A 7940-nucleotide genomic window follows, 5' to 3' on the forward strand; every position below is an offset into this window, starting at 1 on the left:
ACAGTTAATGTGTGTAACTGTGGTTGCAGGAAGATAAAACTGCCTATTACACCCAACCCAATCCCGATAATGAGCAGGAGTAAAGCAACTCCTAGTTGCCATTTGGTAATTTTTAATTGTCGCAGAGGGTTTTCCACCTGCGGTAATTCTTTGAGCATCCGAATTACAGAAAGGTCGGTATCACAGTTAGGACAAGTATCACCTTCAATTTCTTGGTAATCACACACAGGACAGTTCAGCTTAATCTTCATCGCGTTAGTCCTGTGACAATGCTGTTCTTGGGTAACTCCTGATTTAGCCAACGCTGGATATCTGGTTGCAATTCACTCCACAAGCGATTGGCTTCCTGTCCATCATCACTTTTCATAGCGGCAAGCATCCGAGAAAATTTGTCAGACATGGCATTTGCTTGAGTCGGTGCGATCGCGTGGGCTTGACGGATGGCTAAAAAACAAGCTTGAATAATATGGACTTCATCAGGTAGATTGTCAAGTTCTCGTCTTGCATCTTCACTCTTAGACTCCATCTTGGAGAAGTTATTGGTGTTAATGGCATCTTCCAATTCTTGACTCAGCTTTTGCAATCGTTCCTGCTGTGGTTGGGGAATTATGGAGCCGCAAAGTTTAACTATGCGATCGCATTTATCGATTAGGTACTCAGCTTCTAGGCGTTCCTTAGACATGGATATTTGGAATTTTTTCAAGTTTGCACTAGCGCGATCGCGTAAATCGCTGCGTTCCTCTCCCGTCTTTGGATCAATAATTTCGTTACTTAATTGCACTACTGGTAACGCTAACTTCAGCGCTTCTTCTACGCCGAGAGGAGTTAGGTTTTGGTCATTGAGTTCTGCGATCGTTTCCTCTAATTCCTTATATATTTTCTCGTCTGAGCGTCCCCGCGAAAAGGTGCAACTCACCCTCTCGGAAGGGTCATTTTTTAATGTGGCAGTCATCCCTAGACCATTATTTTTTTCATCTAACTCCAAGTTGACTAAAACTTCCGTCCCGCATGGATAGGATTGGTTTAAACCCAACCAAATATCTCCAATACTGTCATCTTCATATATCCCATCCAAATCTTGCCTTACTTGATCAGGGCTGAAAAATTGAAAGTGAATCAACCGTTGTCCATCAGCAGCAATTTTAAAAGTGTGGGATGTAGTCACTGGTAAGATATCACCCCTCTGAATTACTTGATAGTTGCCATCCACCAGCTTGATAAAATAATCACGAGAAACTGTTGTTACTTTCTCTGTTAGTCCAGCCGCGACAATTGCTGCACCCTCAGCCACCGCATACATCGGACGGGGATGAACCACCACTTTATCTGCTCCAAAAGCTTCTCTAACTTTGCGTTGGACTACAGGAATTTGGCAAGAACCGCCAACCAATAACACTACATCTACCATCTCTAAGTGATATTCAGCATCTTGTAGTGCTTGGCGGCAAATTTGAATCGATCGCTCTACCAAATCAGAAATTATTTCCTCAAATTGCTCGCGGGTGATTTCTACTTCAATGGGAATAGCAATACCCAATTCGTCTAATAATTGAGTCGCAGGAGCAATGCAAGATACTGTAGCAGTACTTAGTTCAACTTTGGCTCGTTCTACTGCTAACTTCAAATCGGCATTAAATCGCACCCGTTGATAATGGGGCATTTTGGCAATTAAGCCATCAATATCAGCAATTCTTTCTTGCTGGGCAAATTGTTGTTTAACAAATTTGATGATCCGAGAGTCAATGTCATCTCCTCCCAACCATAAATCTCCAGCTTTTCCCAGTTCAATAAATGAAGTTCCTGCTGCTTGAATCACCGAAGCATCAAAAGTACCACCACCAAAATCAAAGACTAAAATCGTTTTAAAATCTTCCCCAGTTGGAGAAAAACCGTAAGATATGGCCGCGGCTGTGGGTTCCGGTAGTAATTCTAAAGGAGTGATTCCAGCTTTAAGTGCAGCTGTGCGGGTAGCATGGCGTTGTTTATCGTTGAAGTAAGCGGGGATGGTAATAACTGCTTGATCTATGACTTCGCCTGTTTTACCAATTCCTTGGCGATAAGTTTGGGCATTTTGCACAACTTTTTTGAGGATTTCAGCAGAAATATCCTCTGGCTGATATTCTTTACCTCCCAGCCAAACTGCAATACCGTTGTCTGTTCCCTGACTCGGTTCAGCAATTTTGTAACCAAATTCTGACTTTTGTTTTTGTACGGCTGGATCGCCAAAACCTCTTCCTATTAGGCGCTTGATGGAAACAACCACATTTTCAGGATTAGCCCTGAGTTGGTTGTAAGCTTGATCTCCTACTAAAAATTTATTTTGCTCACAAGCAACGAGCGATCGCGTCAGTTTCCTGTCTGGAGGCGTGTTATCGTTAGCTGTCACCACTTCCACTTCTGCTAACTTAAAAGCGGCGACAGAATTAGTCGTCCCTAAATCAATGCCAATTGCCTTGCCCATTACCGCTCGCTACCTGGGTATTGTGTAAATTATTTCTGATGTATTTGAGATTCACTGCTACATCGAACCTAAATTTCTAAGCCAGCAGCCAGTGCCTATCCAAAGATTACAAATACAAATAGCAAATGCTACAGAAAATCTACGTAAATATGATGGGGCAAGAAAAGGCAGAAAGCAAAATACATCATAGTCCCCTCCTCGCTTGCGGGGAGGGGGTTGGGGGTGGGGTTCTTGTACTTCGCCGTTATACCTTCTGCACTTGAGCTTTTATGAAAATCTCACGAGTTATTGAGTTGGAAGAAAACGCCACCTTTGAGCGCTCCTGTGTCAGTTCCATAACTACTGACTGTGAGCGATCGCAGATTATCAAAAAACGGTTTCCCTAAGACTTCTACTAATTTGAGAATCGGTACTTGACGCTCTAACAAATTCTGGCTTTTTGTCCAATCAAGATATATGTAGCCTTGATTGGGTTGGTGAATCGCAGCAATACTATCTTTGAAATTGGGATTGTCAATTAAGGAATTATCCTTAGTTGTGAGAATTTCATCCATCGTTTCTAAATCAGAGGTGAAAATTTCGTAATTTCCTAAAGTTGTATGCAATCCTCGCACTTTTGTTTCAATATTAAAGGATGTTCCCTCTTTAACATCGCTTTTTTTTGTAGCCGTAGTTAACTCTGTCCAAGCAGAGATTTTTTGCTTGGACAGAGTTAGGGGATTAATGCTGAGTCCATTTGATGAGGCGATCGCATCTAATCGAGCGACACCTTTATCCACACTCTCGGATTTTTCCACTGCAAAAATCCAATGAGGGGTTGTTTGCTCTTTCGCAGGTAACAATGCTATGGCATATTCTCCTTGTACCCAGCTAAAAATATCCTCTGGAAAGTTTATACCCCAGCGTTTTTGAACATCCACCAAAGGTTTTGCGAACCGAGAAACCACATCTTCCTCAGAACCATATATAGTTGCTGTTGCTTGTCTCCAGAGTTTAGCTAAATCACTGTTACCCAAATTACTTAAATTTGAGCCAGAAATTGCCAAACCTGCGGATGCTGGAACATACTGCAATGCTCCTACAGGTTTAGATAGTGGTGAAGATGGGGAAACAATTTCCGATGAAGTTAAAAAGGAGGTTTCTGCTAGCAAACCTTTGGGATTCAACGCCAGGGAAATAATTTCGCTGTTATATGTTTGTTCTGCCAATTCTAAACCTTGCCATTTTGCTACGATGGGAAGATTTAAGAAAGCTACAGCTAAACCCCCTTTGGGTAGTTGTTTTATCGCTTTTTGGTATTCTGGGGAGCTAGTCAAATTCAGATCGGGCGCTTGGACATTATTGATGGCGTCTCGCAACACCTTCGGATCGTTGGCAAACAACACAAAGCCTTCACCGACAACCGCACCAGCTAGAGAATTTTGGATTTTAGATAGCGAAGCGTTAGCGAGTCCTCGAGCGTCTTTTGGATTTTGGATTTTATCTTCTGTACTTACTTCTTGATTGTCGTAAATCAGTTTTACGCCTTTGTATTGTTCAACAGCTAAGTTTGCTCCACCTAACGCCCGTTTGGAAAACAACAACTCGACAAACTCGCGGCTTTTTTCCGGTTGCTTGGTTGCTAGTGCCAACAAATACCCTGGCTGCTGTCCGTTTTCTCGATCGCGATCAATATCTAAGCTAGTGATAGCTAAGGTAATTTCGTCCCCTAACCAGGGTTGAACGTCTTCTTTGTAATCTATGCCACTCTTGGCGAATAAACTGGTTTTGAGTTTAGATAGTTCTCCTTCACGCTCCAACGCCTGCAACCGTTCAGGATTCGTCAGCAATGAAACCATTACAGGGGACAGTTTCGACACGAATATGGCTGCACTAGGCTGTCCGGTAGAAGCAGTGAGGTTAGCCGGATTTTTGGCGAAAAACCAGTAAAAACTAGCGATCGCAATTACTAGCAGTGCGATCGCACCAGCTACGATAAAACCAATAAATGAGCGTTGCCTATTCACATTAAACCTTTAAAAAGACGGTTTACAGCCATTTAAGCAGAAAGCCTACCAGAATTTATCAGCCTTCTTGAGAATGGATACTCATGCAAAGACAGAGATTTTCTGTCACCATAAATAGGATTACGGCTGTTTATAGGGAATTCTTTTAGTTAACCCATGAACCAGATTAGTGTACAAGAACTGGCACAACGTCTTTCTTCTGGTGATGTAAGTATTCAGCTAGTAGATGTACGCGAACCACAAGAATTGGAGATTGCTAGCATTGAGGGCTTTGTCAACCTACCCTTGAGTCAATTTACCGAATGGGGAGATCAAGTTCCTAACCTCTTCAATCCCCAAGCTGAAACCCTTGTACTATGCCACCACGGCATCCGCTCTGCCCAGATGTGCCAGTGGTTAATTGCTCAAGGTTTTACCAATGTGCAAAATATTTCGGGTGGTATTGATGCTTATTCGGTCTTAGTAGACCATTCAATTCCCCAGTATTAGCTTGTGTTTAGATGCATTACTCAGATGGAAGTTATTCTTCCATCTGGCTTTTGCTATGCTAAAAATAGCAGAACATAAAAACTCAGGGGCTAGCCAGGAAAGGTTGTAACTTTCTCCACTGGCTAAATATTTACGAAACTTTTCGACCCTAATGTTAGCTGCGATCGCCGCAAAATTACGTATACAATAATACTTTTATAAGTGTAGAATTATGCAAAAATAGACCAGAAAAGGATGTTGTAAATTCAAACTCTCAACTATTACTGCAAATATCCGTTAAGAGAATGTTGTACGTGAACTTTAAGATTAATGATCAAAATATAATTGTATAATTTGTTATCTTAATAAATTATTAATATTGTTAGTTTTCAATCAAATCCAGATTTTCCAGACTTTGATTAAAATTTGCCGCCAAGCATTACACACCCTATGGAAGTCCACTTAACAAATCGACAACAGCATATACTTTGGGCAACGGTACGTCACTACATTGCTACGGCAGAGCCTGTTGGTTCAAAAGCTTTGGTCGAGGAGTACGACCTGGGTGTAAGTTCAGCCACAATTCGCAATGTGATGGGCGTTTTAGAAAAGTCGGGATTACTCTACCAACCACACGCTTCTGCTGGACGTGTACCTTCAGATTCAGGCTATCGCATTTATGTTGACCAGCTAATTACACCTTCCGAAACTTTAGGACGAGAAGTAGAGGTGGCATTGCAAAAGCGCCTCCAGTGGGAAGATTGGAGTCTAGAAACCCTATTGCAAGGAGCCGCACAAATTTTAGCAACCTTGAGTGGTTGCATTAGCTTGATTACTATGCCGCAAACTACCACAGCACTATTGCGACATCTGCAATTAGTGCAAGTTGAAGCGGGGCGGATCATGTTAATTGTAGTTACCGATAGTTATGAGACACATTCCAAGTTGATGGATTTGTCCCCAATACCAGAGGAAACACAACGGGATTCAGAGGTAATTGATCGCGAGTTACAAATTGTTTCTAACTTTTTGAATACCCACCTGCGGGGGCGAAGCTTGTTGGAATTAGCCAACCTCAACTGGAGCGAACTAGATCAAGAATTCCAACGTTACGGGGAATTTTTGAAACATTCAGTTGCCGAATTGACTCGTCGCACTCATGCACCGACTGCAACCCAAATTATGGTTCGGGGTGTGTCAGAAGTTTTGCGTCAGCCAGAATTTTCCCAGTTACAGCAGGTACAAACAATTATCCACCTGCTGGAAGAAGAACAAGACCAACTATGGCGATTAATATTTGAGGAACCAGAGCTTGAGGATATGGGTAAGTCAAAAGTAACGGTTCGTATTGGCGCAGAAAATCTTCTAGAACCGATACGCACCTGCACCTTGATTTCTTCCACCTATCGCCGAGGTTCAATACCAGTAGGAAGTGTAGGAGTTTTGGGGCCAACGCGTCTAGATTATGAAAGTGCGATCGCAGTAGTAGCATCTGCTGCTGATTACCTCTCAGAAGCTTTCAGTTATTTCAATCCCTAATAGAGACAACCTGCTACGGGTTTAGACAAAAGAACAATACCATAGCAGGTAGATCAGCCGAATTTATAAGTGGCAAAATCAATAATTAATACCTTTTAACTCTTTCATGGTTAGAAAAATTGCCTTTGGCCTGCTGTGGCTGGGATTCACTACCTATGCTTTTTTCCTTGCTCCTCCTGAGCAACCTGGTACATTCGAGTTAATTAAAAATCTTTCTACTGGCCAGTGGCAAGGCGTTAACCCATTAGTCATAGCACTATTCAACATCATGGGCATCTGGCCTCTGATCTACAGTGCAGTAGTATTTATTGATGGTAGAGGACAAAAAATACCTGCTTGGCTATTTGCTACTGCCTCTTTTGGAGTCGGGGCATTTGCCTTATTACCCTATTTAGCCCTAAGAGAACCAAATCATAAGTTTGTTGGTAAAAAGAATGCCTTGCTCAAGCTGCTAGATTCTCGTGTGACTGGGGTTATCTTGACGGTAGGCACGGTTGTTCTAGTTACATACGGTTTAACAGGAGGAGATTGGAGTAATTTTGTGCAGCAGTGGCAAACTAACCGCTTCATCAATGTGATGAGTTTAGATTTCTGTCTACTTTCCCTATTATTTCCAGCTTTGCTAGGGGATGATATGGCGCGTCGTGGTTGGAAAAATCCACAGATGTTCTGGTTAATAGCGTTGATACCGCTATTCGGGCCATTGATTTATTTGTGTGTGCGTCCACCTTTACCAGAAGTGGGTGTAGAAGCAATACCGAGTCAGCAAACAGTTGCAAATTAAAGTAATTTTTAATTCGTAATTTCAAAGACAGTTTCAGTTGGGGTCTAAATCTTCAATTGAAACAAAAATCACGTATAGATTTACCACTATTTTTAAGCAATCTCAGGGCAGCGTTCTACAAAAAGGGGGATTTAGAGGCAAAAAATACCAATTATAAATTAGTAATTATGTTAAATGCACACCATCTAGAGATGATGAATAGAAAAGTTGCATTGTGGTTACTATGGGTTGGATTTATCGCTTATATTTTATTGTTAGCACCGCCCCTGCATTTACAAGAAACCCTAACCCTGTTGAAAAATATATTTACTCTTCAGTGGCTTGCGATAAATCCAATTATCCTTTCCTTGTTTTCTTTAGTGGGCATCTAGCTATTAATTTACAGTGGTTTATTGTTCATTGATGGCAGGATGCAACGGATTCCTTTTTGGCCTTTTGCCTTGGCATCAGTAGGGTCAGGAGTGTTTGTTGACACTCCCCAGCCATAAATGGCGGGGATTCTAGCATCACTGACGTTCTTTGCTTTTACAGGACTTGCGTCCAATAGAAGTAGTGAGAACATCTCCGCTAGCGTTAGTTGGGGGTTGCCCACCCCTACCGTTTGCACGACTTAAAATTACCTTGGCAGCATTCACATCACGTTGCTCAACGTATCCGCAATGTGGACAAGAATGAGTACGAG

At 42.0% G+C, this 7940-nt stretch carries 7 protein-coding genes and 1 pseudogene; 4 read left to right on the top strand and 4 right to left on the bottom strand.

The annotated features are described in order from the left end of the window. The 3 genes and pseudogenes from VE944_RS13180 to VE944_RS13190 all read right to left on the bottom strand — a co-directional run. Positions 1-251: pseudogene (locus VE944_RS13180) on the bottom strand (LysM peptidoglycan-binding domain-containing protein); the annotation flags it as partial. Continuing rightward, positions 248-2461: an Hsp70 family protein gene (locus VE944_RS13185; protein WP_324977676.1), complete on the bottom strand. Its 2214-nt coding sequence runs from the start codon at positions 2459-2461 to the stop codon at positions 248-250. The pseudogene VE944_RS13180 and the gene VE944_RS13185, both read right to left, overlap by 4 nt. A gap of 278 nt (positions 2462-2739) precedes the next feature. Beyond that, positions 2740-4467 carry a DUF3352 domain-containing protein gene (locus tag VE944_RS13190; RefSeq protein WP_324977678.1) on the bottom strand — a complete coding sequence of 576 codons (1728 nt, stop codon included), beginning with the start codon at positions 4465-4467 and terminating at the stop codon, positions 2740-2742. A 156-nt stretch (positions 4468-4623) separates the two neighbouring features. Here VE944_RS13190 and VE944_RS13195 point away from each other — a divergent pair, with 156 nt between their 5' ends. The 4 genes from VE944_RS13195 (at position 4624) to VE944_RS13210 (ending at position 7629) form a co-directional block, all read left to right on the top strand. Continuing rightward, positions 4624-4956 (top strand): rhodanese-like domain-containing protein, encoded by a 333-nt coding sequence (locus tag VE944_RS13195; protein ID WP_324977680.1) that lies wholly within the window; start codon positions 4624-4626, stop codon positions 4954-4956. Between the two features lie 429 nt (positions 4957-5385). Continuing rightward, the gene (gene hrcA, locus VE944_RS13200; RefSeq protein WP_229556792.1) at positions 5386-6474 is read left to right on the top strand and encodes a heat-inducible transcriptional repressor HrcA; all 1089 of its coding nucleotides are present in this window, start codon (positions 5386-5388) and stop codon (positions 6472-6474) included. Positions 6475-6580: 106 nt separating this feature from the next. Continuing rightward, the gene (locus tag VE944_RS13205) at positions 6581-7258 is read left to right on the top strand and encodes a DUF2834 domain-containing protein (protein WP_324977683.1); all 678 of its coding nucleotides are present in this window, start codon (positions 6581-6583) and stop codon (positions 7256-7258) included. A 56-nt stretch (positions 7259-7314) separates the two neighbouring features. Beyond that, positions 7315-7629 carry a hypothetical protein gene (locus tag VE944_RS13210; RefSeq protein ID WP_324977685.1) on the top strand — a complete coding sequence of 105 codons (315 nt, stop codon included), beginning with the start codon at positions 7315-7317 and terminating at the stop codon, positions 7627-7629. A gap of 135 nt (positions 7630-7764) precedes the next feature. Here VE944_RS13210 and VE944_RS34310 read toward each other — a convergent pair. Further along, positions 7765-7940, bottom strand: a 176-nt coding sequence (locus VE944_RS34310) for a zinc ribbon domain-containing protein (RefSeq protein ID WP_422656571.1), incomplete at its 5' end; no start/stop codon positions are given.

This window comes from Nostoc sp., from assembly GCF_035638895.1.
Lineage (GTDB): Bacteria > Cyanobacteriota > Cyanobacteriia > Cyanobacteriales > Nostocaceae > Nostoc.